The following is a 26,256-nucleotide window of genomic DNA, read 5'->3' as shown; positions in this document are numbered from 1 at the left end:
AGGGCATCAAATCAATCAAGGCTGGAGACGCCACCCAATGCAACCGATGCCCAACCAATCGGCAAACGGGATCAACGCACCCATCCCGCCGCAATGGCGCCGGCGGCGCGACGAAAAAGAACGCCGCCTGACTGCAGCGCGCCGCATTGCCAACGGCAAGGTCATTCCCACTGGTGACATCGTCGCCGCACTCGAAGCACTGCTCGCCCCGGGCGACCGCGTCGTGCTGGAAGGCAACAACCAGAAGCAGGCGGATTTCCTCTCGCGCTCACTCGCCAAGGTGAACCCCGAGCGCCTGCACGATCTGCACATGATCATGCCGAGCGTGAGCCGCGCCGAACACCTCGACATTTTCGAAGCCGGCATCGCGCACAAACTCGACTTCTCGTTTGCGGGGCCGCAGAGCCTGCGCATCAGCCAGTTGCTGGCCGACGGCCTGCTGGAAGTCGGCGCCATCCACACCTACATCGAGCTGTATGCACGGCTGGTGGTGGACCTGATTCCGAATGTATCGCTGGTGGCTGGTTTCAAGGCCGACCGCGACGGCAACATCTACACCGGCCCCAGCACGGAAGACACGCCAGCGCTGGTCGAGCCCACCGCGTTTTCCGACGGCATCGTGATCGTGCAGGTCAACGAGATCGTCGATGACCCGGCCGACCTGCCGCGCGTCGACATTCCCGGCTCGTGGGTCGACTTCATCGTGCAGGCCGACAAGCCGTTCTACATCGAGCCGCTCTTCACGCGCGACCCGCGCCTCATCAAGCCCGTGCACGTGCTGATGGCGATGATGGCGATTCGCGGCATCTACCAGCGGCACAACGTGCAGTCGCTCAACCACGGCATCGGCTTCAACACGGCCGCCATCGAGCTGATCCTGCCAACGTACGGCGAGCGCCTGGGCCTCAAGGGCAAGATCTGCCGCAACTGGACGCTGAATCCGCATCCGACGCTGATCCCCGCCATCGAATCCGGCTGGGTGGAAAGCGTGCATTGCTTCGGCACCGAACTGGGCATGGAGCGCTACGTGGCCGCACGCCCCGATGTGTTCTTCACCGGGCGTGACGGCTCGCTGCGCTCGAACCGCATGCTGTGCCAGCTCGCCGGCCAATATGCGGTGGACCTCTTCATTGGCGCGACGCTGCAGGTGGATGGCGACGGGCATTCGTCCACCGTCACGCGCGGGCGGCTGGCCGGCTTTGGCGGCGCGCCCAACATGGGCCACGACCCGCGCGGCCGCCGTCACGCCACGCCCGCGTGGCTCGACATGACCGAGCCGGTGACGATGCTCGAGCGCGGCAAGAAGCTCGTCGTACAGATGGTCGAAACGTTCCAGGAAGGCGGCAAGCCCACCTTTGTCGACACGCTGGATGCCGTGGCCGTGGCGAAGCAAAGCGGCATGCCGCTCGCGCCCATCATGATCTACGGCGACGACGTCACCCACCTGCTGACCGAAGACGGCATCGCGTATCTCTACAAGGCACGTTCGCTGGAAGAGCGGCGCGCCATGATTGCCGCGGTGGCGGGTGTCACGTCGATCGGCCTGCGGCATGACCCATCCAAGACCGAACAGATGCGCCGCGACGGCCTGATCGCGCTGCCCGAAGACCTCGACGTGCGCCGCAGCGATGCCAGCCGCGAGCTGCTCGCCGCCAAGAGCATCGCCGACCTCGTCGAATGGTCCGGCGGCCTGTACGACCCGCCTGCGCGCTTCCGGAGCTGGTAATGGAAAAGACATTGCAACGGCCCCTGCCCGCCAGCCCGAAAGCGCGCGCGAAGCGATTGGCCGCATTGGTCGAATCTGCCCTCATCGACGAGGTGACGCTGTCGCCCAAACCCGGTCTGGTGGACGTGCGCGGCAACGGCGCGCATCACGATCTGGACTGGACGCTGATGGTGCATTCGGCGCAAAGCCTGCGTCCGGCGTTCGAAGCCATGGCGCTGGCCGGCGCACAGCTCGACGCACCGCTTGCGTTGCGCGAACGCATCGGCCGCCTCGGCCGTGAAGGCGAGGCGGCCATGCTCGATGCCACCGGCGGCATCAACACGCACCGCGGCGCCATCTGGGCGCTCGGCCTGCTGGTGACCGCCGCCGCGCAGGCGCCGCATGCCTTGGGCGCCGCGGCAGTGGCGAATCGCGCCGCGCGTCTGGCGAACATCCCCGACCGCTTCGCCCCCGTCTCGACCGGCCACAAGGGCGAGCGCGCCTGCAACGACTACGGCGTCGGCGGCGCCAAGGGCCAAGCCTGTGCGGGGTTCCCGCATGTCGTCAAGGTGGCGCTGCCGGCGTTACGTCGGGCGCGTGCCTCGGGCATCCGCGAAGACCATGCGCGCGTGGATGCACTGCTCGCCATCATGGCCAGGCTGGACGATACGTGCCTGCTCGCACGCGGCGGCGCCGATGCGCTGCGCGCCGTGCAGACCGGCGCGGCCACCGTGCGCGCCGCCGGCGGCCTTGCCACACCGCAGGGCCGCCGCGCGCTCCGCCTGCTGGAAAAGGACATGCTGGCGCGGCACGTGTCGCCCGGCGGCGCGGCCGACCTGCTGGCCGCCGCCCTCTTCCTCGACCGCCTGCCCGCAAGCGCGCCCGCAGTGTCCGACACCGAATCCGCTGACCAGGAAACCGAACATGGAGCGTCTTGACTTTCAATTCACCGGCGGCGCCCCCGCCAGCCGCCGCGCGTATGCCGGCGTGGTCGGCTCGGGCGACCTCGAAGTGTTGTTGACGCCGGGCAACGCCGGCCAGATCGACGTGACCATCACCACGTCTGTCAATGGCATGAGGGCGACGTGGCAGGCGCAGCTTGCGCGTGTGTTCGGCTCGCACGCGTGGCCGGCGGCCAAGATCATCATCAACGACTTCGGCGCGACACCGGCCGTGGTGCGGTTGCGGCTTGAGCAGGCGCTTGAATCGCTTAACGCGCTCGGGTCATAAGGAGAAGCCATGTCACGCAACCCGATTGAACGCGACAGCTTTATCGAACGCGATGCGCGCCGACGCGCCATTGCGCTGCTCGACCCCGGCACCTTCCGAGAGCTGCTGGACCCGTTCGAACAATTGACCTCGCCGTGGCTGCCGCGTCAGGGCATCGTCACGCAGGCCGATGATGGCGTCGTCGTGGCGCGCGGCACGCTGGGCGGGCAGCCCGCGGTGGTGCTCGCCATTGAGGGCGCCTTCCAGGGCGGCAGCATGGGCGAAGTGTCCGGCGCCAAGATTGCCGGCGCGCTGGAGCTGGCGGTGGAAGACAACCGCAACGGCATTCCCACACGGGCCGTGATCGTCTTCGAAACCGGCGGCGTGCGGCTGCAGGAAGCCAACCTGGGCCTTGCCGCCATTGCTGAAATCCATGCAGGCATCCGTGCGCTGCGCGAGTACGGGCCAGTGATCGGCATCACCGCAGGCGTGGTCGGCTGCTTTGGCGGCATGAGCATCGCCGCGGGCCTGTGCAGCTATCTGCTGATGACGCGCGAGGCGCGCCTCGGCCTGAACGGCCCGCAGGTGATCGAACAGGAAGCCGGCATCGAGGAATACGACTCGCGCGATCGCCCCTTCATCTGGAGCCTCACCGGCGGCGAACAACGCGCCGCCACCGGCCTGGCCGATGTCTGCATCGAAGACGATTCCGTCACGATCCGCGCACAGGTGATCGAGTGGCTGCGTGCCGGCGCACCCGCGCGCCAGCGCAGCGAGCAGATCGACCACTACCTCGCACAACTCGCCGCTGTCGACACGTCGCGCCAAGCCACGGCAGAGGATGTACGCGCGCACTACGCAAAGGACGTCGCATGAGCCAGAACGAACTTTCCACGCGCGGCGCGACCTGGATGCGCGCGCTCGCCGTCGGCACACCGGTGCCGGGTTACGGCAGCACGCTGCAAGTCGTCGATGCCGCGCTCGCGGGCCAGCCCGCGCGCTACATCGCCGTCGTGCCCGATGCCGAGAACCGCTTCCCTCGCGCACGCAACGGTGAAGTCGGCCTCGTCGAAGGCTGGCAGCTCGCGCGCGCCGTGCGCGATGTCATGACTGCAGACGCCGCGCAGGAAAAGAAGCGCGCCATCGTCGCCGTCATCGATGTGGCAAGCCAAGCCTACGGCCGTCGCGAGGAAGCCTACGGCATCCACCTCGCGCTGGCTGCAGCGGCGGACGCCTACGCTGCCGCACGCCTGGCCGGCCACCCCGTCATCGGCCTCATCGTCGGCCGCGCCATGTCGGGCGCATTGCTCGCGCACGGCTACCAGGCCAATCGCCTGCTCGCACTGGACGACGCCGACGTGATGGTGCACGCAATGGGCAAGGCCGCAGCCGCGCGCGTAACCCTGCGCTCCGTCGCCGACCTGGAACGCCTCGCACAAGAGATTCCGCCCATGGCCTACGACATCGCCAGCTTCGCGTCGCTCGGGTTGCTGTGGAAACTGCTGAAGGTGCAATCCGCCGACGCACCCGACGCCAGCGACGTCGACACCGTGCAGACCGCACTCGCCGCAGCACTGGCCGACATCGCAGCCGACCCATCACGCGGCCTGGAAAGCCGCCTGGGCGCAGCGCTGCGCACCGCATCGTCGGAAGTCCGCAAACGCCTGCGCGAGCAATGGAACGCCCAGCCAGAAGGCGCATAACGAACAGTAGACACATCGCGGCGCCAACACATGCGCCTCGACGGTTTGGCCGTACCTGCCCTAGATGGCGCCTTGAATTTCTGTTGCAGGGAGGAAAAAGAGAGGAGGCTGTTTGAGCGAAGCGAGTTTGCCTCCTCTCCCTCCCTGCGACAGAAATTCAAGGAATCTTTCGCCATCTCGGGCGCGCCTTTCTTTGCTTACTTTCTTTGGCAAGACAAAGAAAGTAAGTCAGCCCCGGCAGGGGATGAAACAAGGGATGCACCACCAACGCAATCAACGCAATCAACGCCAAACAACCAGTCTTCAACCCTCGATCACCCAAACACCACAACAGGCGACCCATCGCCGTTCCTTCAGGAGACAAAGACGTGATCATCTACGGTACAACCCTGCTGGCGCTCTGTCATATCGCCGGCCTCTTCCTGGGCGACCTGCTCGGCCAGGCCATCGGCGTGAAGGCCAACGTGGGCGGCGTGGGCATCGCCATGCTGCTGCTGATCTTCGCGCGGCTCTACCTGCACAAGCGCGGCCTGATGCCCGCCGCCACGGAGGCGGGCGTCTCGTTCTGGGGCGCAATGTACATCCCCGTGGTGGTGGCCATGGCAGCCACGCAGAACGTCGTCACGGCACTGCGCGGCGGCCCCGTTGCGTTGCTCGGTGCCATCGGCGCGGTGATCGTGTGCGGTGCGTGCATCGCGGTCATCAACCGCACCGGCAAGGCAGAAAACCGACAACCGCTGCCGCCACTGCCTGAATCCGAACAAGCCCGCGCCTAAGGAGCCGCACCATGCTGTCAATGCTAGAGAAAGTTCTGCAGCACAACGGGCTTGTCGCGGCGTTCGCGCTGGTCGGCATCGTCATGGGTCTGTCGATGTGGGCGTCCAAGAAGCTGACGTTCGGGCGCGTGCACGGCTCGGCCATCGCCATCATGATCGGGCTGGTGCTCGCCTATTGGGGCGGCATGCAGACCGGCGGCGAGCGTGGCCTGGCAGACCTGAAGCTGTTCGGCGGGATCGGTCTGATGGGCGGGGCCATGCTGCGCGATTTCGCCATCGTGGCGACGGCCTTTGAAGTGCAGGTGACCGAGGCACGCAAGGCCGGCATGATCGGTGCCATCTCGCTGCTGCTGGGAACGGTGCTGCCGTTCATCGTCGGCGCCTGCGTTGCCTACGCCTTCGGTTACACCGATCCGGTGAGCGTCACCACCATCGGCGCAGGCGCCGTCACATACATCGTCGGACCGGTGACTGGTGCGGCGCTCGGGGCCACCTCCGATGTGATGGCGCTGTCGATTGCGACGGGCCTCGTCAAGGCGATCCTGGTGATGGTCGGCACGCCGTTCGCGGCCAAGGCGCTCGGCCTGAACAACCCGCGCGCGGCCATGGTGTTCGGCGGATTGGCGGGTACGGTCAGCGGGGTGTCGGCGGGCCTGGCCGCCACGGATCGGCGGCTGGTGCCATACGGCTCGCTCGTGGCGACGTTCCATACGGGCCTCGGCTGCCTGCTCGGACCGTCGATCCTGTTCCTGGCCACCCAAGCGCTGCTGCGATGACAGCCACGCCGCTGCGCGCGCACGATCTGCTGTGGGTGTCTGAAACACCTACAGCGACGGATGGCGCCCCCTTGCCGGACTGGGCCATCACGGTATGCCGGCAAGGGGCGCCAGTCGTGGTGCGACGCGCACCGCGCGGCACCGATGGTTCCGTGCCGGTCGGCTTGCGCGGTGGCACACGGCATGAACGCTGCGCGGCGACGGCAGCTGCCAACAGCATCACGCGTGTCGTCTCGCCCGAGGCGCTGGCAACCGAAGCGGCCGCCATCGCACACGACGCGCCATTCGCGGCGCTGCGCACCTTGCGCGCGCTGGCACCAGGACTCAACGCACTCGGCTGGGCGTGGGGGCCGACGGGCGGCGCCGGCTTTGCGCTCGCCAGCGGGCTGCCTGTGCTGCATGCGCAGAGCGATCTCGATCTCGTTGTGCGCATGCCGCGTGCCCCGTCGACTGCGCAACGCGATCAGCTCGTCCGCCTGTTGAGCGATACCGAGTGCCGCGTCGATTTGCAGATCGACACCGGCTGCGGCGGCTTCGCGTTACGCGACTGGCTGGCGTCGCCGCATCAAACGTTGCTCAAGACCGACCACGGCCCCCGGCTCGTCGCAGACCCATGGAGCGACGCGGCATGAGCATCCTGTTCATGTTTCCCGGCCAGGGCAGCCAGCGCGCGGGCATGTTGCATGCGCTGCCTGATGACCCCGCTGTTGCGCAGACGTTGACCGAAGCTGGCGACGTGCTCGGCGTCGATCCGCTCACGCTCGATACCGCAGAGGCGTTGCGGTCAACGGTGGCCGTACAGCTTTGTCTCCTGATTGCCGGCGTGGCCGTGGCCCGCACGCTGACTCGACAGTACGCAGGACCGGACATGGTGGCGGGCCTGTCCATTGGCGCGTGGCCTGCGGCGGTTGTCGCCGGTGTGCTGGAGTTCAGCGATGCGCTGCGCCTGGTGCGCCTGCGGGCTCAGCTCATGGAAGACGCTTACCCCAGCGGTTACGGCATGGTCGCCATCATCGGCCTCGCCGAACCGGAGGTCAGCGGCATCGTTGCGCAAGTCAACGCCACCGCCACGCCGGCCTATGTCGCCAACGTGAATGCGGAACGGCAGATCGTCGTGGCCGGCAACGACGCAGCGCTCGCGCGGGTCGCCGAGCGTGCGCTGGCCCACGGCGCGTCGAAGGCGACGCGGTTGTGCATGGCGGTGCCGTCGCACTGCCCGTTGCTGGGCGCGCAGGCCGCCGAGCTTGCGGCCGCCGCGGCAAAGGCCACCGCCCACGCGCCACAGATCACCTACGTCAGCAGCAGCCGCGCGCGTGCGCTGTTCCGCGCCAATCTCATCGTCGAAGATCTCGCCTGGAACATGGCGCGGCCGGTGTTGTGGCACGACACGCTACGGCATGCGCTGGAACGCGGCGCAAACATGGCGGTGGAGGTGCCGGGTGGCGGTGCTCTGGCGCGCCTGGCGCAGGGTGTGTTTGCCGCAGAGGCCGTGTTGGATGCGGGCGCCGGGCTGGATGCGGTGCGAGTGCGGATACGGCGAAAACGCCGCGGGGATGGCGTTTGAATGTCTGCCAGATGGACTTTTCAGCGGCATTCCGGCATCGTTGCGCGCCGGATTTCATCGCTCGTGAGAGGCCCCGAAGTGCGCGTCCTGCCCTTTGCCGCCATCGCCGCCTTGTTCGCCTCCTCCGCATTGGCGGCCAGCACGCAAACCGCCGAAGACGAACTCGCAAGCTGGCACTACGTCGCACACTCATTGACGTATGGCGGCTATGAAACCGAAGGCCTGAGCTTTTACGCCAACTGCGAGTTCAAGCGGCTCTACGTTGCGGTATCCATGCGTGCGCAACCGCGGCAAAACGGTACGGCCCTCCGCCTCCAATTCGCTTCCGGCCCTCTTCGTTTAGCGATCCCGGCGCGCCTGCAAGTGTCCGACATGGAAGCGTATGCCGTGGGTGACGTGAAGTCGCGCGCGCGCTTCTACGCGTTGTTCCATACAGGCAAGCCGATCACGGTCAAAGTGGCCGGCGCCAACCCGCAGCTTCTGCAGCTCTCAGCGCGAAACGCCGACACCGGCGCCCGCCAGCTTGAAGCGGTTTGCCCGGTGGCGCACCAAACAGGTCAATAAAAAACGGGGCGCATGGCCCCGTTTCTTCTTGCTCATCGCCCGCTAGACGATTTCCCGCGTTTCCATGAACTGGATGTCCGGAAAGCGCTCCTGCGTCAGGCGCAGGTTCACCTGGCTCGGCGCCAGGTACACGTAGTCGCCAGCGCCGTCGAGCGCCACGTTGTGGCCGGCCTTGTCGATGAGCTTTTCAATGTCTTCCGGCTTGCCCCTGAGCCAGCGGGCGGTGGCGCATTCGTGCGGCTCGAAAATCGCATCGACGCCGTACTCGTGCTCCAGGCGGTGCGCCACCACGTCGAACTGCAGGATGCCGACCGCGCCCAGCACGAGGTCGTTGGATGCCAGCGGTCGGAACATCTGCGTGGCGCCTTCTTCGGCCAGCTGCTGCAGACCCTTCTGCAATTGCTTCAGGCGCAGCGGGTTGTTCAGGCGCGCGCGACGGAAGAACTCCGGCGCAAACGACGGGATGCCCGTGAACTTGAGCGGCTCGCCTTCGGTAAACGCATCGCCCAGGCGGATCGTGCCGTGGTTCGGCACGCCGATGATGTCGCCGGCAAAGGCCTCTTCCGTGGTGTTGCGGTCCTGCGCCATGAACGTGATGGCGTTGTTGATGGCGACCGTCTTGCCGGTCGACACCTGCAGCAGCTTCATGCCGCGCTCGAAGCGGCCCGAACACACGCGCACGAAGGCGATGCGGTCGCGGTGCTTCGGGTCCATGTTGGCCTGGATCTTGAAGACGAAGCCGGTGAACTTCTCTTCCATCGGCTTGACTTCGCGCGTTTCGGTGGGGCGTGGCAGCGGCTCGGGGGACTGATCGACCAGCGCATCGAGCAGCGACTGCACGCCGAAGTTGTTCACCGCCGAACCGAAATACACCGGGCACTGCTTGCCGGCCAGGAACGCCTCTTTGTCGAACGTGTGCGAGGCGCCGCGCACGAGTTCGATGTCGATGCGCAGCTCCTCGGCCTGCGCGCCCAGCACGCGGTCGAGCTCGGGGTTGTCCAAGCCCTGGATCAGGCCGGCGGTGGCGCCCTTCTCGCTGTCGGCGTTGGGGTCGAACAGCTGCACCGTATCGTTCACGAGGTGGTACACCCCTTTGAACGATTTACCCATGCCGATCGGCCACGTCATCGGCGCGCACTGGATCTGCAGCACGCTTTCGATTTCATCGAGCAGTTCGATGGGCGCGCGGCCTTCGCGGTCGAGCTTGTTGATGAACGTAAGGATGGGCGTGCTGCGCAGCCGGCAGACGTTGAGCAGCTTGATGGTCTGCGCTTCCACGCCGTTGACGGAGTCGATCACCATCACGGCGGAGTCGACGGCCGTGAGCGTGCGGTACGTGTCTTCCGAGAAGTCTTCGTGGCCCGGTGTGTCGAGCAGGTTGACGATGTAGTCGCCGCCGTCGTTCCGGTACGGGAATTGCATCACCGAGGACGTGACGGAGATGCCGCGCTGCTTTTCCATCTCCATCCAGTCGGACGTGGCGTGACGGTTGGCCTTGCGTGCGCGGACGGCGCCGGCCATCTGGATGGCGCCGCCGAACCACAGCAGTTTTTCCGTCAGCGTGGTTTTACCCGCATCCGGGTGGGCAATGATGGCGAACGTCCGGCGGCGCCGGATCTCCTGCTGCAGCGTACTCACGGGCAAAAAACCGAAAGGGAGGGGGTGAACAATGCGGATGAATGCGCACCTGGCAGGTGCGCGGGCCGGCGGGTCATCCTGCCGGCCGATGGAATGCCGGGTTCGGGTGGGCGATCCAGGGCAGCCGAGATTGTACGCGATCGGCGTAGTTGCTTAGGATCAACTGACCCGGGCGGCAAGAGAGGGAAACTCCGGAGGAACCGTCACCCGATGGGTGGAGACCAACCGCTTGTCGGAATACTCCGACAACCCTTTCGGAGATGGCGTTATCGAAGTTGTCATGAAGCTCCCGTATTGTGGAGCCCGTCGCAAAAACGGCGCCCATGCGTGGTGCCGGCGATGCTGAAAGACATCAAGAAGGAGTCTAATCGTGCGTAGTCGAACCCCTGTCGATCCGGCAGTGCAACGCATCATCGAGACCACGCGCAAGGCGTGGGAACTCGACGAGCAAAGCGTGCGCGCGGCGCGTCAGCAACGCGCCGCCAATCGCCGCAAGCGGATCAAGGCCCTGCCGCAGCACAGCCTGCAGGCACTCGCCGCACTGGCCCTGCAAGCTGAAATCTGGGCCGCGCGGAAAACCGTGGTGACGGTCGGTTAGTTGCGCAGTTCCTCACCGTGTCGAGGGCCACAGAAGTGGCCCTTTTCTTTTGCACGGCGTTCTTTGTGACGCTCTGGCAGGGCATGGCGGTTGCTTCGTGTTGGCTGAGGAGTTCCACGCCGATGCACTTTACGGAGGCCCGCATGACCGAACTGAACCCCACCCCCACGTCAAGCAACGGCACGAACGGTTCCACCGTCACGACGCTCCATCCGCAGATCGATCAGACCGCCCAGCGCGTCAAGGATGCCACCGCCGACGGCATCGACCGGCTTGCCGGCGTCATCTCCAGCGCACTGGCGCAGTTCGACCGGCGCACGGAGCAGTTGAAGAACCTGCACGCCAACGTGTCGCAACAGGCCAGTGGCTCGGTGCGCGAGCACCCCGTCATCACGATCGGCCTGGCCTTCGTGGCCGGCATGCTGCTGGAGCAGCTGACGCGCGACTGAGTCAGCGGCTGTCGCGCGACAGGCTGGCCGCCAGCGTGGGGTTGAGCAGCGCCGCCTGCGCTGCGCGGCCGGCCTGCTCGTGCTGGCGGCTGCCGAACTGCAGCGCGTATTGGCGCGTGATGAGCGCCCCGAAGAAGAAGATCTGGGCCGAATAGTAGATCCACAGCATCAGCGCCACGACCGAGCCCGCCGCGCCATACGAAGACGCCACCGCGCTGTTGCCGAGATACAGCCCGATCAGGTGCTTGCCAAGCGTGAAGAGCAGCGCCGTCACGACCGCGCCCAGCGCCACATCGCGCCAGGCCACCCGAGTCTCGGGCAGCATCTTGAAGATGGTGCCGAATAGCAACGACACCACCGCAAACGAAAATGCGGACGACAGGATTTCGGCCACCACGGCAAAGGCGCCCGAGCCTGACCACAGCGCCCCCCAGAAGCGCTCCACCACCGCCAGGGCGGCGTTGATGATGAGCGACACGAGCAGCAGGAAGGCGAGAACCAGGATCAGGCTGAACGAGAGCAGCCGTGAGCGCAGGACGCCCCACAGCCCCGACTGCTGGCGCGGGGGCACATCCCAGAGTTCGTCGAGGCTGTCCTTGAGTTCGGAGAAGGCGGTCGTGGCGCCAACCATGAGCAGGGCGACTGCTGTGACGGCCGCGAAGACACCATTGCCGGACCGCTTCGTGGCCGCGAGCACGGCCTCGACTGCGGCCGCCCCCTGTGCGCCGACGAGACCCTCGATCTGGCCGAAGATCTCGCCGCGCGCGGCCTGTTCGCCGAAGAACAGGCCGGCAATCGAAATGACCAGCACAAGCACGGGCGCCATCGAGAACAGGGTGTAGAACGACAGCGCCGCGCCCTTGCTGGCCGCGCGGTGGGTGGACCACTGGCGCACCGCGCCGAGCAGCACCTGCGCAGCGCGCTTGAGCACGTCCCGGTTGAGGCAGGCAGCCAGGCGCATGGATTCCTCGCAACGTGGCGCGGCCATCCGCGCCCGACCTTGAGCGTAGTCACGGCGCGGCGCACGCGCAAGCGTGGCGGCCGCGCGTGAAACCGGCGCGGGGCCTCAATCTGCGCGGCCCCCGAGCAGGCGGCTGATCAGGAAGCCGGCCCCGAACGCCAGGCCGATCGTGGCCAGCGGATGGGTGCGCATGCACTCGGCGGCATCCCGCATGAGCTGCTGTTGCGATGCTCGCCACTGCTCGCGCCGTGCGGCCGCCTCGTCGAGTGCGGTCGCGGCCGCGTCGGCGGTACGGTCGATCGCCTCGGCGGTGGTCGCCTTGACGCGCTGCGCGGCTTGCGCCACGTCATCGCGAATCAGGTTGCCGTGCCCGTCGGATTTCGGGAACGGATTGGTCTCGGATGGTTCCATCGTGCGGCGCTCCTGTGTGGGGGATCTGGACTCGGGCGAGCACGACGTCATCCTCGTCCCGCCACCAGGCCCCAGATGAGGCTGACGACGAACAGCACCACGAAGATCATGAACAGAATCTTGGCAATGCTGGCGGCGCCTGCGGCGATACCGCCGAAACCAAGCACGGCCGCGATCAGTGCGATGATGAAAAAGACGACTGCATAACGCAGCATGGCAACCTCCTTGTGTGGTGGAGTGGGCTTGCCGCCGTAGGGCGGATACCCACGGTCAGCAAGCCGCGTACCGCACCACGTGCAGGTGTCATGCCTCCGTGGCATGCGTGCGGCCAGAGCCGCTGCTGTCGTCGCCGCTCTCGGCGCCCGTGCTGCCGTATTCCTCGAGGCGGTTGTAGAGCGTCTTGAGGCTGATGCCGAGCAGTTCCGCGGCGCGTTTTTTCACACCGCCGCATTGCTCCAGCGTGGCAAGGATGAGCTTCTTGTCGGCGCTGGCGAGCGACGTACCCACCGAGATCGTCAGCGTGGAGCCCGATGAGGGCTGCGTACTCGACACCTGCAAGGGCACGTTGGCCGTGTCGATGCCCGCATCGTCGGAGAGGATGTAGGCACGCTGCACATAGTTGCGCAGCTCGCGCACGTTGCCCGGCCAGTTGTACGCGCGCAGCGTTTCGAGCGCAGATGGCAGGAACGTCTTCTTGGTGTTGTTCTGCGCGTTGAGCTGGTCGAGAAAATGCTGCGCGAGCAGCTCCACGTCCTTGCCGCGCTCACGCAGCGGCGGCAGTTGCAGCGGGAACACGTTCAGCCGGTGGTACAGGTCGGCGCGCAGCTTGCCGTCGGCCACGGCTTCTTCGGGGTCGCGGTTGGTGGCGGCAATCACGCGCACGTCGGAATCGATCTCGCGGTTGGTGCCCACGCGCATGAACACGCCGGTTTCCAGCACGCGCAGCAGCTTGACCTGCAGCTCGATCGGCATCTCGGTGATTTCATCGAGGAACAGCGTGCCGCCGTTCGCGCGCTCGAAGTAGCCCTTGTGCTGGCGGTCTGCGCCGGTAAAACTGCCGCGCTCGTGCCCGAACATTTCCGATTCGATCAGGTTCGGCGAGATCGCCCCGCAGTTGACCGGCAGGAACGGTTGCTTGCGGCGCAGGCTCAGGTCATGGATCGTCTGCGCGGCCAGTTCCTTGCCGGTGCCCGATTCGCCGATGAGCAGCACGGTCGCCTCGGTCGGCGCTACGCGGCTGACCTGGTCGTACAGCGTCTGCATGACCGGCGAGTTGCCGAGCATCTGGCCGAACAGGCCGAGCCGGCGCAGCTCGCCGCGCAGGTTGCCGATCTCGGCCTTCAGGTCGCCCGGGCGCGGGATGCGTGCGAGCACCGATTTCAGACGTTGGAAATTGACGGGCTTGACCAGGTAATCGGCAGCGCCCATGCGCAGCGCCTCGACGGCGGTTTCCACGCTGGCGTGCCCCGTCATGACGATGATCTCGGTGCCCGAGTGCGGTGGAATGTCTTCCATCAGGTCCATGCCGTTGCCATCGGGCAGGACAAGATCGATGAGCACCGCATCGGGGCTGTGACGCGACATCTGAATGCGCGCATCGCGCAGCGACCCGGCCAGCGCGGTCGTGAAGCCTTCGGCGCCCACCAGTTCACCGAGCGCGGCGCGTGCGTTGGCATCGTCTTCGACAATCAGGATATGTGGCATCTCGATTCGATTGAGTGAGCCGGCAGGTGCCGGCAGTCAGTGCGCACCCGACATGCATGCGCAAACAGACCTGTGCTGCAAGAAGCATTCCATCCGGGCCCATCCCGACCGCGGCGTGCCCCGCCACCGCCGGGGGCGGCAGTCGGGCATTTTTTACACGCGGCAATGCAAGTTAAGGACCGGATGCGTCACGCGGGGGCCCCGCGGACAAGGCAGTGCAGTCAGCATAGTTGAGAAGGCCGACGCTTCGCCACCCATCCAGCCAAATGGACAGGCTACGCCGCGCCAAAAGGCGGAAGCGGGGCGCCGTCTGGGTTTCAGGCCCGTTTCTTGTCAGCGTTTGACCGACAGGATAACGAAAACGTCAGCGCCTGCCCGACATACAACGCACTCGGCGCGCCCTGATAATAATTTCACTTTTCGACACGATGTGACGGGATGACGACGTACCAAGACTTCCAGAGGCCGAATCGCTGACGCGGCCCTTGCCGGGACGTCCCCGTCGCGACCGACCACGAGGGAGCCATGTCCTTGAGCGAAGCCTTCGCCGACGATCGCGCAGTCACCACAGGGCGCATGCCCTGCCCGCCCACCTTGGCCGACTTTGACGACACCGAGCCCGTGTCGGCCGAAACCCCATCCCCTGCTCCACCCGTTGCCGCACCCGATTTCGGCCACCTGTACGGCCGGTCGCCGGTCATGCGTGCCCTGTACAAGCAGATCGGCAAGGTGTCGACCACGCTGGCCACGGTACTGATCATGGGCGAATCGGGAACGGGCAAGGAGTTGATCGCGCGCACCGTGCACGACATGAGCCCGCGCGCCGACCAGGCCTTCATCGCGGTCAACTGCGGCGCCATTTCGCCGAACCTGATCGAATCGGAACTGTTCGGCCACGAAAAGGGCAGCTTCACGGGCGCAACGCAGCGCCACATCGGCTATTTTGAGCACGCGTGCGGCGGCACGATCTTCCTCGATGAGATCACCGAGATGCCGGTGGACATGCAGGTCAAGCTGCTGCGTGTGCTGGAAACCGGCGTGTTCATGCGCGTGGGTGGCACCGAGCCCATCCAGACGCGCGCCCGCATCATCGCGGCCACGAACCGCAACCTGCACGAAGCGGTGGCCGAAGGCGCCTTCCGCGAAGACCTGATGTACCGCCTGGCCGTCGTGCCGCTGCAGGTGCCGCCGCTGCGCGATCGCGGCGACGACATCGAAGAACTGGCGCTGCACTTCCTCGCCCAGTTCAACGCCGCGCACCAGACCGACAAGGTGTTCTCACGCGCCTCGCTGGCGGCGCTGCGCAGCCATACGTGGCCGGGCAACGTGCGCGAACTGCGCAATGCCGTGCAGCGCGGCTACATCCTGGGCGAGAAGACGGTCGAACTCGCGACGCCGCTGACGCCCGCACGCGGCCCTGCCAGGCCGACAGTGAAGGAAGGCGTGCTGAGTCTCTCAGTAGGCGTCACGCTGGCCGATGCACAGCGCGCGATGATCCTCGCCACGCTCGAGCACTTCCAGGGCGACAAGCGCCAGGCTGCCAAGGCCCTCGGCGTGAGCCTGAAGACGCTGTACAACCGGCTCGATCTCTACCAAAGCAGCGGGGCCGCCGCGATGGCGGCATGACGGCGCTGCGTTTTCCCTTCCTGGTGTTGCCTGACGCATCCGCGCTCGCGTCTTAGCGCGGATGCGCCTGCGTGCGCTCGCCCGGATGCTCGTGGCGCCGGCGCTCATGCGGCGGCCGGGCCGGCCGACGTGGTGCGGTGTCCGTCTCGGCCCGGGTGCGCGGGCTCGTGCGGAGGGCGGCAGTGGTGGACATCGGCATAGCGGGCTCCCTCATCGGTGTGTGCGTCACTGGCCTTGCTTCGAGCTGCCGGGCTGCGAGTTGCCAGTCGTCGTCGCGGCGTCGTTACCACCGGACTGCACGCCCGAATGCGACATGTCTCCGGCGCTGTTCGTGCCGCCCGGCACGGTCGACTTCGACTTCTTGTGCTGACGATGCTGCTTGTGCATGGGCTTCGTGGAGTCGCTGCTGCCGGCGGCCGCGGCAGCGTCGTTGCCGGGCATCGGCGTATTGGCGGTGCGGTCTGCCGTCGAGGACGGCGGATCGGTGCGCTTGCCCGGCGCCTTGGTCGGGTTGCTGGATTCCTGGTTGTCGACGGGCGCGGTGGTGGTCTGCGCCATGGCGGCGGTCATGCCGAGGCTCAGCAGGGCGCTGGCGAGCGCCGCAGTCAGGTAGCGAATTCGCATGGTGATGTCTCCAAGGATGTGGGCAGGGGTAATGCGGTGCAGGTATGTCATGCAGACGCGCCGCAGCGCATCTTCGACACCGTTGGTGGCAGCAACGCATGTACCCGCGCTGCCACGTCCGCACGGCGCCTCCACGCGTCGCCCGGCACTGGGCACTGTCACGTACGGGCAACACGGTGCATATAAAAAGGAACACGACCATGTAGAAACGGCGTGCCAGCGCCCCGCAAAGCCTTGTCAGAACTCGGTTTGCCGGCATGGCATACCCTTTGCATGAGTGCGGTGACCTGCCGGCGCGGACGCCGGCGTCCACTCACACAAGGAGGCAAGGCGAATGGTCAAGGCCGCTCTGGAAATGCGTGCGAAGCAGCATCTCGCGCTGACGCCGCGGCTGCAGCAGTCCGTGAAGCTGCTGCAGTTGTCTGCAACCGAATTTGCGCAGGAAATGCAAGAAGCGCTCGCCAGCAACCCGTTCCTGGAGGAGGTCGAACAAGAAGCCCAAGGCGCTGGGCTGCAGGCCGACACGGCAGGCGTGGGCGAGTTGCCCGCGACCGGTCTGGATGGCGCGGCCGATCATGCATCCGCCGACGAAGCCCCACTGGAGACCACCACCAGCGCCATCGAGACCGACCCGACGCTTGTGGCATCGGAAGACTTTCCTGCCGACTTCAGCACCTATTACAGCCACGGCGGTGCGCACCACGGCGATGGCGAAGACAGCGACATCGGGGAATGGGTGCATGCCACACCGAGCCTGCGTGAGCATCTGCATCAGGAGTTGGGCAGCTACCGGCTGTCGGAGCGGGACAGCCTGCTCGCGCAGACGGTGATCGAAGCGCTGGACGACGACGGCTACCTGCGCCAGTTGCTGACCGAACTGATTCCGCTCGCGCCCGTGGACCCTGCACCCACCGAGAAGGAGATGCAGATCGCGCTGGCGCTGGTGCAGAGCCTGGACCCGCCGGGCGTGGCCGCCCGCGACCTGTCGGAATGCCTGCGCCTGCAGATCGAGGCCCGCCCCGCTGACACGGAAGCCGAGGAACGCATCCAGGAAATCGCGCACGACATCGTGCGCAGCCACCTGCCGCGCCTGGCCAAGCGCGAGTTCACGCAGATGCGCCGTGCGCTCGGCTGTACGGAGGACGAGTTGCGCGAGGCCTGTGCGCTGATCCGCATGCTCGACCCGCGCCCGGGGCTGCGCTTTTCGCAGGCGCATGCCGGCTACATCGTGCCCGACGTGTTCGTCGCCAAGGTCAAGGGCAAGTGGGTGGCCGTCACCAACCCGGCGGTGGCGCCATGTGCGCGCATCAACAAGGTCTACGCCGAGCTGTTTGCGCAGACGCGCGGCCACCACCGCACGCCGCTTGCGCACCAGTTGCAGGAGGCCCGCTGGCTGATCCGCAACGCGCAGCAGCGCTTTGCCACCATCCAGCGCGTGGCCGAAGCCATCGTCGCGCACCAGAAGCACTTCCTGGAATATGGCGAGGTGGCGATGAAGCCGCTGGTGCTGCGCGACGTGGCCGAAGAGCTCGGCCTGCACGAATCCACCATCTCGCGCGCCACCGGCAACAAGTACATGGCCACGCCGCGCGGCATCTTCGAGTTCAAGTACTTCTTCTCGCGCCAGCTGGCAACGGACACGGGCGGCGCATGCTCGGCCGCGTCGGTGCGGGCGCTGCTCAAGGAGATGATCGAAGCCGAAGACGCCGAAGCGCCGCTCTCCGACGTCTCGCTGGCGAAAATGCTGGCGGAGCAAGGTGTGATCGTGGCAAGACGCACGGTCGCCAAGTACCGTGGCCTGATGCGCATCGCCCCGGCCGAAATGCGGCGCCAGGTTTGACGCCGACCACCGACACGACGCCCGTGCGCAAGCTCCCGGACCACCGCTTCACCGCCGCCGGCGACCCCACCGGGGTGTCCCTGCATCTGGCCGACGTGACGATGTTCTGGGCGGCGGAAAGCGGCGGCGTCAAGCGCTACCTGCGCGCCAAGCACGATTTCCTGCGCTCGACGCACTGGCGGCACACGCTGGTGGTGCCCGGCACGCCAGACGACGCCAGCAACGAGGTCGCCGTGGTGCCGGGCGTGCCGCTGCCAATGTCGCACGGCTATCGCGTCCCGCTGCGCAGCGGGCCGGCCGAGCAGGCGCTGTGTGCGCTGTCGCCGGACCTGATCGAGGCCGGCGATCCGTACCGGCTGTCGTGGGCAGCACTGCGTGCGGGTGCGCGCCTGCAGGTGCCCGTGGCGGCGTTCTGCCACTCCGACCTGCCGGCCTTCTTTCGCCGCCTGGGCGGGCCACCGGCGGAACTGGCCGCTACGGCATATGCACGCAAGCTGTACCGCCACTTCGATACGGTATTCGTGCCGAGCCGCTACATCGCGCAGAAGGTGGCCGACCTGGGCGTGGAACGCGTCGAACTGCAGCCGCTCGGCGTCGACACGCGCCTGTTCCATCCCGCGCGTCGCTCGCTGCGCTGGCGCGAGCAGCTCGATCTGCCGCGCGATGCGCGCGTGCTCCTGTACGTGGGCCGGTACGCGCCCGAGAAGAACCTGCAAGTGCTGTGCGACGCGGTGGACCGTCTCGATGACGGCAGTGTGCTCGTCACCATCGGCTCCGGCCCGACGCCGCCGCGCGGCAGGCACGTGCGCGCGTTGCCCTATGAAGGCGATGCGCAACACCTGGCGGCCGCCATGGCCAGCGCCGATGTGTTCGTCCACGCAGGAGACCAGGAAACGTTCGGCCTCGTCGCGCTGGAAGCCATGGCCAGCGGCGTGCCGGTCGTGACCTGCAGTGCCGGCGGGCTCGGGGAACTCGTCAACGCGCGGGTGGGCTACGCGGTGCCGCATTGCCGCGCCGACGATTTCGCCCAGGCGCTGCAAGCACTGCGCGGGCGCGACCCGGTTGCGCTGGCGCACGCGGCGAGGCGCCACGCCCTGCAGTACGATTGGCGTGCGGTGCTGCCGCAGCTGCTGCGCCGTTATCTGGCGCTGCTGGGCCGACAGGCCAGCCTCGCCGCCGAACCATCGCCGACGGCCCGCCAGCACGTGCGCGCCGCACGCGGCCGCTAGAGGGTTGTCATGTCGCGCTACGTCGTTGTTGCCATGCATGACGTCACGCCCGCCACCTGGCCGGCGTGCAAGGTGTTGCTCTCGGCGCTGGATGAAGTGTGCCGCGTGCCGAAATCGCTGCTCGTGATCCCGAACTTCTACCGTGGGCCCACCGCGCGCAACAGCGAGCGCTTCTGCCGCCTGATGACCGAATGCCTGGCCGAAGGCGATGAGCTCGTGCTGCACGGTTATGCGCACCTCGACGACCAGCCGCCTGGCGGCCTGATCGAGCAGTGGATCCGCACGCGCTACACCGCCGGCGAGGGCGAGTTCTCGGCGATTCCGCTGGCGACGGCGCGCTCGCGCATCGAGGCCGGCGCCGCGTGGTTCGCGGCCAACGGCTGGCCGCTGCATGGCTTTGTCGCGCCCGCCTGGCTGATGAACCCGGCCACATGGGAAGCGCTGGAAGGCCTGCCGCTGCGCTACACGACCACGCTGCGCCGCTTCTACCTGCTGCACCCCAAGCGTGCGCTGAAGGCGCCGTGCCTGACCTACAGCGTGCGCACGCCTGCCCGCCGGCTGGTGTCGCGCTACTACCTGCGCTGGCTCGCCCAGCACCACGCCGATACGCCCGTGATGCGCCTCGGCCTGCACCCGGTGGACGCCGCCTACCCCGACGTCATCCGCCACTGGCAGGACCTGCTCGCGGCGTGCCTGGAAACGCGCACCCCCGTCACCAAGAACGGCTTTGCGCAGGTGCTGGCCCAGGCCTGGATGGGCGGCGGCCCCGAAACCGCTGTCGCCGGGCCTGCGCAGACCTCGTATTGACGTGCATCAGCGGGCCGGCACGATGCGCGGCCAAGCGAAAGCGTCAGAACAACCACACCGACAACCCGCCGATCAGCATGCCGAGCCCCGCCCCCGCGAGCACGTCGCTCGGGTAATGCAGGCCGAGCACCACGCGCGAGAGGGCCACCATCAGCGTGAAGGGGACGAGCGCGAGCGCCATGCGGGGGTAATACGCCGCCATCACGATGCTGAACGACACGGCATGCAGCGTATGGCCGGACGGAAAACTGAACTGGTCGAGCACGCGCCCGCACAGCCGGATCTCTTCGCACGACTGGTACGGCCGCGGGCGGCACACGCCACGCTTGAGCAGGATGTAGATCACCAGCGAGAGCAGCCCCGTGAGCCCCATCTGCTTGGCGCATTCCCAGCCCGTCTCACCGCCGACCACCGGCAGCGCCGCCATCAGCGCGTACCACAGCATGCCGTCGCCGAGACGGCTGACGCCACGGTAGAACCGCATGGCCGCCACGTCGCCGGCAATGTGGTTCAGCGCGACGGCGAGCTGCCGGTCGCGCTCGCGCCAGCGTTTCCAGTCAGGCCAGACGTGCGTCGCCATGGTAGGCCTCGCCCGTGGTGGCCGCTTGATGGACGGCCAGGAGTGCCGCTTCGAAACGCTCGAGCACCTGCGGCCAATCGAGCGCCTGTGCGGTCTGGCGCGCGGCGCGGCCAAGGCGCTCGCGCAGGCCGCCGTCGGCAGCCAGTGCGACGGCCGCAGCGGTGAAGGCCGCAACGTCCCCCACGGGGGCCAGGCAGCCGTTCTGCCCCGTGCGCACGTGCATGCCCGCCGCCGCGGTGTCGAACGCCACCACCGGCAGACCGCTGGCCATGGCTTCGACCACCACGTTGCCGAACGTCTCGGTCAGGCTCGGAAACAGGAACACGTCGGCCGAGGCATAGTGGGCAGCCAGCGCCTGGCCATGCTGCGTGCCGACAAACACGGCATCGGGACAGCGCCGCCGCAAGGCGTTCCGCTGCGGGCCATCGCCGACCATGACCAGGCGTGCATCGGGCCTGCGCTGTCGAATGGCGTCAAAGGCGTCGAGCGCCACACCCAGGTTCTTTTCCAGCGCGAGGCGTCCGACGGTCAGAACGACAGGCGTGTCGCGGCCCGCGCCCCATTTGGCGCGCAGTGCATCGCTGCGATGATGCGGCGCGAACTGGCGCGCATCCACGCCGCGTGTGCTGACGCTCAGGCGCTCGAAGCCAAGCTCGCCGAGCTGTTTGCACAGTTCGCGCGTGGGGACGAAGGTGCGGTCGGTGCGGTTATGAAAGGCGCGCAGGTAGGCGCGCACGAGCGTGACCGCGCCCTCCCACGCGTAGTGGCGGCCGTACTCGTCAAAGCGCGTGCGGAAATCCGAGGTGACCGGCACGCCGAGATCGCGCGCCGCGCGGATGGCGGACCAGCCGAGGGGGCCTTCCGTAGCCACGTGCACGAGGTCGGGCGGATCGCCGCGCCACGCACGCAGGAGACGGCGGCGCGCCGGCAGCCCCATGCGCAAGTCCGGATACAGCGGGATCGGCACGCCGGGCACGCGCAGCGCGTCTTCGGATAGCGCCGGCTCGCCGGCGTCGATGGCGCGTTGGCGCGGTCGCACGACACGCACATCGTGGCCACGCGCGTGCAGAAAGGCCACCGTGCGCGCCGCCGTCAGCGACACGCCATTGAGCTCCGGCGGCCAGGTTTCGGTCACGTAGGCGATGCGCATGGCCGGCTCAGCCCTGGCTGTCGTCGTGGCTGCGCGACGGCTTGCCGGTCTGGCCGCGCTTGTGGGCAAGGTCGTCCGCGCTGCGGTTGGCGACCTGGCGGTCGGTGTCTTCGCGGTTGGCGGCGTGCCGCTCCCGCACGACGCGTTCAACGCCCGGCGTGTCGTGCAGGTCGGTATCGAGTTGCCCGCTTTCGATGTCGCGCGCGGCTTGCTGGACGTTGCTGCGCGGCTCCGAACGCTGCTCTTCGAGCTTCTGGTCGCGCTCGTGGGGCAGCCCGTCGGGCGCGCTTGTCACGGGCTTGCCGGACTCGGGCCGTCCGAGCACGGCTTCTACGCGCTCGGCGTTGCCGGCCCCCGGCCCTCCTGCCTCCCGTCGGTCCGGGCTGCACACGATGCCGCGTGGTTGCGGGGTCATGAGGCGCTCCTGCACATGATCTGGATGCCCTGGGCACCGCAACCGACGTGCCCGCACCGCTTCTGCAGGCGCTGCCGCGCTTCGAGCATCGCTGCGTCCGCACGCCCGACACTGCGCGACGGACCGCTGCCGGTGCAGCCATCGCGCCCGTTGCGTAACGGTTACATGGCACTTGTAACGCTTGCTGCGCAGGCCCGCGTCAATGCGGCTGCGGGCGCTCGGGCCGCCGGGTGGGACGGCCGCGCAGGCGGTCGAGCACGCGCTGCGATACACCGGCCGGCGCATCCGTGGTGCCAAGCAGCGTGCCGAGGGGGCGCAGGCGCTCGACGTGATCGCAGACCACCTTGATCATCGCCGTGACCGACGTGCCGAGCAGCAGCCCCCACACGCCCCACAGCCATCCCCACAGCAGCAGGCCGATATAGACCACGCATGGATCGAGCTTGGACGCCCGGCTCTGCAGCCACGTTACCAGCAGCGTGCCGATGAGCGTGGCGAGCAGCAGCGTGGTGCCGGCCACGACCAGCGCATCCGACAGCGCGCCCATCTGCAGGTACGCGCCGACGCCGCTGGCCACGGCGATGACCGCCGAGCCGAGGTACGGCACGAAATGCAGGATGGCGCTGGCCAGGCCCCAGACGGCCGCGTTCTCCATGCCGAGCAGCACGAAGGCCACGGCTGTCACCACGCCCAGCACGATGTTCGTGACAAACAGCACCAGCAGCGAATACTGGATTTGCGTGCCGATGCCCGCCATCATGCGCACCGCGCGTTTCTTCTCGCTCAGCGTGCGTCCGACGGCCCGTACCCACTTGCGCTTGAGCGCCTGGCCCGATGCCAGCAGGAAGTAGACAAGGAACGAGACCACGACGATCTGCCCGGCCAGCGCGAACAGGTTGGCCGAACCCGTCCACAGGAACTCGCGCACCGGCAGCACCGGCGCCGCATTGGGCGGTTCGCCCAGGCCTGCGGGCCCACGCTTGGGCGGCGGTGGCGGGGGCTTGCCCTGCACGCCTTCGGCCGCGTGCTCGAGCGCGACCGTCACTTCGCGCATCGTGTCGAACGCGCCGCCCACGTGGTTGCGCAGGCGGTCGACCGATTCCGCCACTCGCCCGGCGGCAATCGGTATACGCGCGGCCATGGCTGAGATGCCGTCCTGCATGCCGAAGACGATCGCCGCACCGCCGATCCACAGGCCGAGCACGACGAGCGCGGACGCAATCGGGCGCGGCACGTACCAGCGCTGCAGCCACACCACCAGTGGGTTCAGGGCGAAGGCCAGCACCACCCCGATGGTGAGCGGCACCAGGAACACGCGCGCCCACTGCAGAAACACCAGCGTGCCGCCAATCGCGACCAGCACCATCGCAACGCGCCAGGCTGGCTGGCGCAGACCGTCCATCACACTGCCCTGCGATGTGGCAGGCGGAATGGCGGGCGGAATCGGAGCGTGTGTGGGGGGTTCCGGCATGGCAAGGATGTGGTGCACCCTTCTCTGCGCAAAAGCCGTGCCGCGCCAGCTACGTCATGGCCAGCGACCGCAGCGTGCGCACCAGGTCGTGCGGCGACACCGGCTTGACCAGATGCTCCTGGAAGCCGCTGGCCAGTGCACGCGCACGGTCGTGAGGCTGGGCAAACGCTGTCAGCGCAATGGCTGTCATGGGCGCAGCGCCGTCGGCAAGGTGCCGATGCTCCCATGCACGTATCTTCTGCAGGATCGCGTAGCCGTCTTCATCGGGCAGCGCAATGTCGCAGACGAGGGCTTGTGGGTGGCCATTCGATCCCCAATCGTCGAGCTGGGCGATCGCGTCCCGGCCCGAGCCTACGCTGCCGACGTCCGCACCGACCTGCGCGAGCAGCGTCGCAAGCGCGTCGCGCGCGTCCTGCTGGTCGTCGACGAGCAGCACACGCAGCCCCGCCAGCGATGGCAGCGGACCGCTGCGCGCCGGGTCCTCGCTCAGCGGTGCCGTCAGCTCGGCGCCGGCGTGCAGCGGCAGATATACGGTGAAGGTCGCGCCGCGCTGCTCGCCGTCGCTGTGCGCGTGCACGCGGCCGCCGTGCAGTTCCGTCAGGCGCTTGACGAGCGCCAGGCCCAGCCCGAGGCCCCCCGTGCGCCGCGTGTGCGCGCCGTCGGCCTGCCGGAACGCATCGAACAGGTACGGCACGAACGCCGGTGCGATGCCACGCCCGTTGTCGCGCACCTCGATGCGCGCCACCTCGCCGACGAGGTCGGCCGACAGCCAGACGTCTGCCCCCTCGGGCGTGAACTTGATGGCGTTGGTGAGCAGATTCCAGACGATCTGCTGGACACGGTCCGCGTCGCCGTCGATTTCGCGCTCGCCCAGTGCGATGCGGGTATGCAGCGTGATGCGGCGCTCGGTGGCGAGTGCACGCACGCTGTTCAGCGCGCTCTCGAGCGCCTTGCGCAGAACGAACGGTTCACGGGTCAGCCGCAGCTTGCCGCTCATCACGCGCGTGGCGTCGAGCAGGTCTTCGATCAGCCGCACCTGCTGCTCCACGCCCGTCTTGATGCCGGCCAGCGCGCGCTGCACCAGCGGGGAGCCGTCGGCAAGCTGGCTCTCCAGCACGTACGTCCAGTTCTGGATGCCGTTGAGCGGCGAGCGCAGTTCATGGGACACCACGGCCAGAAACTGATCGCGCGCCAACGCGGCGGCCTCGGCCTGTGCACGCGCGGCCTGTTCGCGCAACAGCAGCGCATCGCGCTCGCGCTCAGCCTCGGTGCGCTCGGTCACGTCGTAGACGATGAGCAGCGCGGACTCCATCACGCCGTGCCGGTCGGCTTCCGGGATCACGCGTGCGTTGTAATGCGCGATGCGAGGCAGCGCATGGCCGTCTTCGAGATGCAGCGTGAGCGTCTGCTCGGCCCGCGTGTCGAACGCCCGCTGTGCGGCGCCCTCGAGCGCCTGCGCCACCTCCGCGGACAACGGCGAGGCCGTGAGCGTGCGGCCCGTCAGCGCAGCCGGTGCGACATCGAAGGCGTCGTTCACGGCGCGGTTGACGTACACGCAGCGCAGCTCGCGATCGAGCCGCGCGATGACGTCGGGCGCGTTTTCAACCAACGTGACGAATTCACGCTGATGCCGGAACCGCTCGCGCTCGGCCTCCTTGCGCTCGGTGATGTCTTCGATCACGCAGACGAGTGCCTGCACGCTGCCATCAGCCCCGCGCTGCGGCGAGTACGCGCCATGCACGAAGCGGCGGCCAAGCCCGTTCGGATACGGAAGCTCCATCTCGAAGTTCACGCGCCGGCCAGCGAATCCCTCCTCCAGGTGCGACAGGATGCAGGCATAGGCTTCCTCGCCCATCACGTCGCGGACCAGGCGCCCGTGCACGTCTTCGTGCGGCAGGCCGAACCGCTGGGCAAAGGCCCGGTTGGCAAAGCGCACGCGGCGATCGGGATCGAGCTGCACGAGCGGAAACGGCACGCTGTCGATCAGCCATTGCAGCTGGAACTCCGATTCGGTCAGCGCCGCCAGCGTCTGCCGAGGCTGTGTCACGTCTTCGACCATGCCGACGGCGTGGGCCGACGTGCCAACCGCCGACGGCATCATGAACCCGCGCTCGCGCACGCGTCGCTCGGCCTGGCCATCGCAGACCCAGCGGTATTCCAGTACGAAATCCTGGCCATGCGCCAGGCCATCCCAGGCGGCACGCAGCGCGTTGTGGTCTTCGGGATGGACGTGCGCGAGCCAGCGTTCGCGAACGCCGCACAGGGCCTCGGGCTGCACACCCCATGTCAGCGCGGCGGCGCTCACATGCAGACGCGTGCCCGTCAACGGATCATCCACCCAGAACACATCGACTCGCTTTCCGCCGCCTGCTTCTGCGCACCTCTGTCGTTCGGTGCGCACCGCAGCCGGCCAGTCCGTTATGGATTCAGACATTGCGTCCATGCGTAGCAGTTTT

General features: G+C 67.5%; 28 protein-coding genes. 17 read left to right on the top strand and 11 right to left on the bottom strand.

The features are described 5' to 3' along the window. The first annotated feature begins 37 nt into the window (after positions 1-37). The 11 genes from mdcA to TK49_RS19260 are packed head-to-tail and all read left to right on the top strand — an operon-like array spanning position 38 to position 8,297. Positions 38-1,726 (top strand): malonate decarboxylase subunit alpha, encoded by a 1,689-nt coding sequence (gene mdcA, locus TK49_RS19305; protein ID WP_045219155.1) that lies wholly within the window; start codon positions 38-40, stop codon positions 1,724-1,726. Beyond that, on the top strand, positions 1,726-2,643 hold the full coding sequence (locus tag TK49_RS19300) for a triphosphoribosyl-dephospho-CoA synthase (RefSeq protein ID WP_045219152.1): 918 nt from the start codon (positions 1,726-1,728) through the stop codon (positions 2,641-2,643). The genes mdcA and TK49_RS19300 overlap by 1 nt, the downstream gene beginning before the upstream one ends. Beyond that, on the top strand, positions 2,630-2,935 hold the full coding sequence (locus TK49_RS19295; RefSeq protein WP_045219150.1) for a malonate decarboxylase subunit delta: 306 nt from the start codon (positions 2,630-2,632) through the stop codon (positions 2,933-2,935). The genes TK49_RS19300 and TK49_RS19295 overlap by 14 nt, the downstream gene beginning before the upstream one ends. Positions 2,936-2,944: 9 nt before the next feature. Further along, positions 2,945-3,790, top strand: a complete 846-nt coding sequence (locus TK49_RS19290; RefSeq protein WP_027679644.1) for a biotin-independent malonate decarboxylase subunit beta — start codon at positions 2,945-2,947, stop codon at positions 3,788-3,790. After that, positions 3,787-4,617 (top strand): biotin-independent malonate decarboxylase subunit gamma, encoded by an 831-nt coding sequence (mdcE, locus tag TK49_RS19285; RefSeq protein ID WP_045219148.1) that lies wholly within the window; start codon positions 3,787-3,789, stop codon positions 4,615-4,617. Before TK49_RS19290 ends, mdcE begins: the two co-directional genes overlap by 4 nt. A 30-nt stretch (positions 4,618-4,647) precedes the next feature. Then, positions 4,648-4,989 (top strand): hypothetical protein, encoded by a 342-nt coding sequence (locus TK49_RS24620; RefSeq protein ID WP_157774016.1) that lies wholly within the window; start codon positions 4,648-4,650, stop codon positions 4,987-4,989. Continuing rightward, positions 4,986-5,393 carry a malonate transporter subunit MadL gene (gene madL / locus TK49_RS19280; RefSeq protein WP_027679642.1) on the top strand — a complete coding sequence of 136 codons (408 nt, stop codon included), beginning with the start codon at positions 4,986-4,988 and terminating at the stop codon, positions 5,391-5,393. The genes TK49_RS24620 and madL overlap by 4 nt, the downstream gene beginning before the upstream one ends. Positions 5,394-5,404: 11 nt before the next feature. After that, positions 5,405-6,169, top strand: a complete 765-nt coding sequence (gene madM / locus TK49_RS19275; RefSeq protein ID WP_045219146.1) for a malonate transporter subunit MadM — start codon at positions 5,405-5,407, stop codon at positions 6,167-6,169. Then, on the top strand, positions 6,166-6,801 hold the full coding sequence (locus TK49_RS19270) for a malonate decarboxylase holo-ACP synthase (RefSeq protein WP_045219144.1): 636 nt from the start codon (positions 6,166-6,168) through the stop codon (positions 6,799-6,801). The genes madM and TK49_RS19270 overlap by 4 nt, the downstream gene beginning before the upstream one ends. After that, on the top strand, positions 6,798-7,733 hold the full coding sequence (gene mdcH / locus TK49_RS19265) for a malonate decarboxylase subunit epsilon (protein WP_045219142.1): 936 nt from the start codon (positions 6,798-6,800) through the stop codon (positions 7,731-7,733). The genes TK49_RS19270 and mdcH overlap by 4 nt, the downstream gene beginning before the upstream one ends. Continuing rightward, positions 7,734-8,297: a hypothetical protein gene (locus TK49_RS19260; RefSeq protein WP_240480057.1), complete on the top strand. Its 564-nt coding sequence runs from the start codon at positions 7,734-7,736 to the stop codon at positions 8,295-8,297. A gap of 42 nt (positions 8,298-8,339) precedes the next feature. On the opposite strand, the gene TK49_RS19255 is transcribed toward TK49_RS19260, so the two are convergent. Then, on the bottom strand, positions 8,340-9,935 hold the full coding sequence (locus tag TK49_RS19255) for a peptide chain release factor 3 (RefSeq protein ID WP_045219138.1): 1,596 nt from the start codon (positions 9,933-9,935) through the stop codon (positions 8,340-8,342). A 370-nt stretch (positions 9,936-10,305) separates the two neighbouring features. Here TK49_RS19255 and TK49_RS19250 point away from each other — a divergent pair, with 370 nt between their 5' ends. Next, entirely contained in the window at positions 10,306-10,533 is a 228-nt protein-coding gene (locus TK49_RS19250; RefSeq protein WP_045219136.1) for a hypothetical protein, read from the top strand. A gap of 143 nt (positions 10,534-10,676) precedes the next feature. Continuing rightward, positions 10,677-10,982 carry a hypothetical protein gene (locus TK49_RS19245; protein ID WP_045220358.1) on the top strand — a complete coding sequence of 102 codons (306 nt, stop codon included), beginning with the start codon at positions 10,677-10,679 and terminating at the stop codon, positions 10,980-10,982. Between the two features lies 1 nt (position 10,983). Here the strand turns inward: TK49_RS19245 and TK49_RS19240 are convergent, their stop codons facing one another. The 4 genes from TK49_RS19240 to TK49_RS19225 form a co-directional block, all read right to left on the bottom strand. Beyond that, complete coding sequence (locus TK49_RS19240) at positions 10,984-11,943, bottom strand: YihY/virulence factor BrkB family protein (RefSeq protein WP_045219134.1); 960 nt, start codon at positions 11,941-11,943, stop codon at positions 10,984-10,986. A 105-nt stretch (positions 11,944-12,048) separates the two neighbouring features. Further along, positions 12,049-12,354, bottom strand: a complete 306-nt coding sequence (locus tag TK49_RS19235) for a membrane protein (RefSeq protein ID WP_045219132.1) — start codon at positions 12,352-12,354, stop codon at positions 12,049-12,051. Positions 12,355-12,401: 47 nt separating this feature from the next. Next, positions 12,402-12,569 carry a DUF1328 domain-containing protein gene (locus tag TK49_RS24285; RefSeq protein ID WP_004632450.1) on the bottom strand — a complete coding sequence of 56 codons (168 nt, stop codon included), beginning with the start codon at positions 12,567-12,569 and terminating at the stop codon, positions 12,402-12,404. Positions 12,570-12,657: 88 nt separating this feature from the next. Beyond that, positions 12,658-14,058, bottom strand: coding sequence for a sigma-54-dependent transcriptional regulator (locus TK49_RS19225; protein WP_045219130.1), 1,401 nt, complete (start codon positions 14,056-14,058; stop codon positions 12,658-12,660). Positions 14,059-14,583: 525 nt separating this feature from the next. On the opposite strand from TK49_RS19225, the gene TK49_RS19220 reads away from it, so the two are divergent. Beyond that, entirely contained in the window at positions 14,584-15,684 is a 1,101-nt protein-coding gene (locus TK49_RS19220) for a sigma-54 interaction domain-containing protein (protein ID WP_045219128.1), read from the top strand. A 225-nt stretch (positions 15,685-15,909) separates the two neighbouring features. Here the strand turns inward: TK49_RS19220 and TK49_RS19215 are convergent, their stop codons facing one another. After that, positions 15,910-16,308, bottom strand: coding sequence for a hypothetical protein (locus TK49_RS19215; RefSeq protein WP_045219125.1), 399 nt, complete (start codon positions 16,306-16,308; stop codon positions 15,910-15,912). A 334-nt stretch (positions 16,309-16,642) separates the two neighbouring features. Here TK49_RS19215 and TK49_RS19210 point away from each other — a divergent pair, with 334 nt between their 5' ends. Genes TK49_RS19210 through TK49_RS19200 form a run of 3 tightly spaced genes read left to right on the top strand, consistent with a single transcriptional unit; the run spans position 16,643 to position 20,184 of the window. Beyond that, a complete protein-coding gene (locus TK49_RS19210) occupies positions 16,643-18,148 on the top strand; it encodes an RNA polymerase factor sigma-54 (RefSeq protein ID WP_045219122.1) in 1,506 nt (501 codons plus the stop codon). Then, positions 18,145-19,377, top strand: coding sequence for a glycosyltransferase (locus TK49_RS19205; RefSeq protein ID WP_240480056.1), 1,233 nt, complete (start codon positions 18,145-18,147; stop codon positions 19,375-19,377). Before TK49_RS19210 ends, TK49_RS19205 begins: the two co-directional genes overlap by 4 nt. Positions 19,378-19,386: 9 nt before the next feature. Next, on the top strand, positions 19,387-20,184 hold the full coding sequence (locus TK49_RS19200) for a DUF2334 domain-containing protein (protein WP_045219119.1): 798 nt from the start codon (positions 19,387-19,389) through the stop codon (positions 20,182-20,184). Between the two features lie 43 nt (positions 20,185-20,227). Here the strand turns inward: TK49_RS19200 and TK49_RS19195 are convergent, their stop codons facing one another. From TK49_RS19195 to TK49_RS19175, 5 genes are all read right to left on the bottom strand, one after another. Beyond that, positions 20,228-20,764, bottom strand: a complete 537-nt coding sequence (locus TK49_RS19195) for a phosphatase PAP2 family protein (RefSeq protein ID WP_045219117.1) — start codon at positions 20,762-20,764, stop codon at positions 20,228-20,230. Beyond that, on the bottom strand, positions 20,742-21,914 hold the full coding sequence (locus tag TK49_RS19190; protein ID WP_045219115.1) for a glycosyltransferase family 4 protein: 1,173 nt from the start codon (positions 21,912-21,914) through the stop codon (positions 20,742-20,744). The genes TK49_RS19195 and TK49_RS19190 overlap by 23 nt, the downstream gene beginning before the upstream one ends. A 7-nt stretch (positions 21,915-21,921) precedes the next feature. Next, positions 21,922-22,329 (bottom strand): hypothetical protein, encoded by a 408-nt coding sequence (locus tag TK49_RS19185; protein ID WP_045219114.1) that lies wholly within the window; start codon positions 22,327-22,329, stop codon positions 21,922-21,924. Positions 22,330-22,528: 199 nt separating this feature from the next. After that, the gene (locus TK49_RS19180) at positions 22,529-23,800 is read right to left on the bottom strand and encodes an AI-2E family transporter (RefSeq protein WP_045220354.1); all 1,272 of its coding nucleotides are present in this window, start codon (positions 23,798-23,800) and stop codon (positions 22,529-22,531) included. Positions 23,801-23,849: 49 nt separating this feature from the next. Continuing rightward, positions 23,850-26,234, bottom strand: a complete 2,385-nt coding sequence (locus tag TK49_RS19175; RefSeq protein ID WP_045219111.1) for a hybrid sensor histidine kinase/response regulator — start codon at positions 26,232-26,234, stop codon at positions 23,850-23,852. Positions 26,235-26,256 lie beyond the last annotated feature (22 nt).

Origin of the sequence: Ralstonia mannitolilytica (assembly GCF_000954135.1) — a bacterium.
In the GTDB taxonomy this organism is placed as follows: domain Bacteria; phylum Pseudomonadota; class Gammaproteobacteria; order Burkholderiales; family Burkholderiaceae; genus Ralstonia; species Ralstonia mannitolilytica.
Note: the sequence above shows the minus strand (reverse complement) of the source record. Positions and strands in the feature narration are given on the sequence as shown.

What these genes read in the sequence shown, in the direction of transcription:
- mdcA (WP_045219155.1), top strand. Translation starts at nt 38, where the DNA reads ATGCAACCGATGCCCAACCAATCGGCAAACGGGATCAACGCACCCATC.
- TK49_RS19300 (WP_045219152.1), top strand. Translation starts at nt 1,726, where the DNA reads ATGGAAAAGACATTGCAACGGCCCCTGCCCGCCAGCCCGAAAGCGCGC.
- TK49_RS19295 (WP_045219150.1), top strand. Translation starts at nt 2,630, where the DNA reads ATGGAGCGTCTTGACTTTCAATTCACCGGCGGCGCCCCCGCCAGCCGC.
- TK49_RS19290 (WP_027679644.1), top strand. Translation starts at nt 2,945, where the DNA reads ATGTCACGCAACCCGATTGAACGCGACAGCTTTATCGAACGCGATGCG.
- mdcE (WP_045219148.1), top strand. Translation starts at nt 3,787, where the DNA reads ATGAGCCAGAACGAACTTTCCACGCGCGGCGCGACCTGGATGCGCGCG.
- TK49_RS24620 (WP_157774016.1), top strand. Translation starts at nt 4,648, where the DNA reads ATGCGCCTCGACGGTTTGGCCGTACCTGCCCTAGATGGCGCCTTGAAT.
- madM (WP_045219146.1), top strand. Translation starts at nt 5,405, where the DNA reads ATGCTGTCAATGCTAGAGAAAGTTCTGCAGCACAACGGGCTTGTCGCG.
- TK49_RS19270 (WP_045219144.1), top strand. Translation starts at nt 6,166, where the DNA reads ATGACAGCCACGCCGCTGCGCGCGCACGATCTGCTGTGGGTGTCTGAA.
- mdcH (WP_045219142.1), top strand. Translation starts at nt 6,798, where the DNA reads ATGAGCATCCTGTTCATGTTTCCCGGCCAGGGCAGCCAGCGCGCGGGC.
- TK49_RS19260 (WP_240480057.1), top strand. Translation starts at nt 7,734, where the DNA reads ATGTCTGCCAGATGGACTTTTCAGCGGCATTCCGGCATCGTTGCGCGC.
- TK49_RS19245 (WP_045220358.1), top strand. Translation starts at nt 10,677, where the DNA reads ATGACCGAACTGAACCCCACCCCCACGTCAAGCAACGGCACGAACGGT.
- TK49_RS19240 (WP_045219134.1), bottom strand. Translation starts at nt 11,943, where the DNA reads ATGCGCCTGGCTGCCTGCCTCAACCGGGACGTGCTCAAGCGCGCTGCG.
- TK49_RS19235 (WP_045219132.1), bottom strand. Translation starts at nt 12,354, where the DNA reads ATGGAACCATCCGAGACCAATCCGTTCCCGAAATCCGACGGGCACGGC.
- TK49_RS24285 (WP_004632450.1), bottom strand. Translation starts at nt 12,569, where the DNA reads ATGCTGCGTTATGCAGTCGTCTTTTTCATCATCGCACTGATCGCGGCC.
- TK49_RS19225 (WP_045219130.1), bottom strand. Translation starts at nt 14,058, where the DNA reads ATGCCACATATCCTGATTGTCGAAGACGATGCCAACGCACGCGCCGCG.
- TK49_RS19220 (WP_045219128.1), top strand. Translation starts at nt 14,584, where the DNA reads ATGTCCTTGAGCGAAGCCTTCGCCGACGATCGCGCAGTCACCACAGGG.
- TK49_RS19215 (WP_045219125.1), bottom strand. Translation starts at nt 16,308, where the DNA reads ATGCGAATTCGCTACCTGACTGCGGCGCTCGCCAGCGCCCTGCTGAGC.
- TK49_RS19210 (WP_045219122.1), top strand. Translation starts at nt 16,643, where the DNA reads ATGGTCAAGGCCGCTCTGGAAATGCGTGCGAAGCAGCATCTCGCGCTG.
- TK49_RS19200 (WP_045219119.1), top strand. Translation starts at nt 19,387, where the DNA reads ATGTCGCGCTACGTCGTTGTTGCCATGCATGACGTCACGCCCGCCACC.
- TK49_RS19195 (WP_045219117.1), bottom strand. Translation starts at nt 20,764, where the DNA reads ATGGCGACGCACGTCTGGCCTGACTGGAAACGCTGGCGCGAGCGCGAC.
- TK49_RS19190 (WP_045219115.1), bottom strand. Translation starts at nt 21,914, where the DNA reads ATGCGCATCGCCTACGTGACCGAAACCTGGCCGCCGGAGCTCAATGGC.
- TK49_RS19185 (WP_045219114.1), bottom strand. Translation starts at nt 22,329, where the DNA reads ATGACCCCGCAACCACGCGGCATCGTGTGCAGCCCGGACCGACGGGAG.
- TK49_RS19180 (WP_045220354.1), bottom strand. Translation starts at nt 23,800, where the DNA reads ATGCCGGAACCCCCCACACACGCTCCGATTCCGCCCGCCATTCCGCCT.
- TK49_RS19175 (WP_045219111.1), bottom strand. Translation starts at nt 26,234, where the DNA reads ATGTCTGAATCCATAACGGACTGGCCGGCTGCGGTGCGCACCGAACGA.